Genomic DNA, 887 nt, shown 5'->3' with positions numbered 1-887 from the left:
TCCTGACCGGCGCCGCCTCGGCCGCCGACCTGCCGCGCCGCGCCGCCCCGCCGCCGGTGTTCACCCCCGTCCCGGTCTTCACCTGGACCGGCGCCTACTTCGGTATCAACGCCGGCTACGCCTTCGACGCCAGCGACCGCAACACCGGCAACACCTTCGCGGTGCCCTTCCCCTACGCCGCCCCCGGCACCGTCGCCTCCTTCCGCAACCGCAGCCAGGACGGCTTCTCCGGCGGTGGCCAGATCGGCTACAACTGGCAGCTGACCCCGGGCTCCGGCGTCGTGATCGGCGTCGAGGCCGACGCCCAGTACCTCGACTTCGGCCGTAACCGGAACAACGCCTTCGTCTCCGGCGCCGTCGCCCCCGGCTACTACCTCACCGACCCGCGCGGCCTCTCCAGCCTCGACTTCTTCGGCACCGTGCGCGGCCGCCTCGGCTACGCCTTCGACCGCACCCTCGTGTACGGCACCGGCGGCTTCGCCTACGGCTCGGGCAGCGCCGACCGCTCCTTCGGCGGCTACGCCGGCAACGACAGCTTCCGCACCGGCTGGGCCGTCGGCGGCGGCATCGAGTACGCGCTCCCGACCGACTCGTTCCTGAACTTCTTCCGCTCCTCGGCCGTGACGCTGAAGGTCGAAGGCCTGTACGTGAACCTCGACCGCAACACCCGCAACCAGGGCGCGTTCGTCATCAACGCCGCCAACAACTTCCCGGTCGTCTACAGCGGCATCGGCCGCCGCTCCGACGAGTTCGCCGTCGTCCGCGCCGGCCTGAACTACAAGTTCGGCTCGTACTGAGACCACACCGCGACGGTCGCATCGCGACCGTCGCGCCGGACCGAACACGCGCGGGGCCGCTTCCGAGAGGAGGCGGCCCCGTCGCCGTTC

The 887-nt window shown here is 71.5% G+C and carries 1 protein-coding gene; it reads left to right on the top strand.

From position 1 onward, the window contains the following. Window positions 1–2 precede the first annotated feature (2 nt). Window positions 3–797 carry an outer membrane protein gene (locus ME121_RS32810; protein ID WP_059410343.1) on the top strand — a complete coding sequence of 265 codons (795 nt, stop codon included), beginning with the start codon at window positions 3–5 and terminating at the stop codon, window positions 795–797. Window positions 798–887 lie beyond the last annotated feature (90 nt).

It is taken from the genome of Methylobacterium sp. ME121 (assembly GCF_000974725.1).
GTDB classification, from domain to species: domain Bacteria; phylum Pseudomonadota; class Alphaproteobacteria; order Rhizobiales; family Beijerinckiaceae; genus Methylobacterium; species Methylobacterium radiotolerans.
Note: the sequence above shows the minus strand (reverse complement) of the source record. Positions and strands in the feature narration are given on the sequence as shown.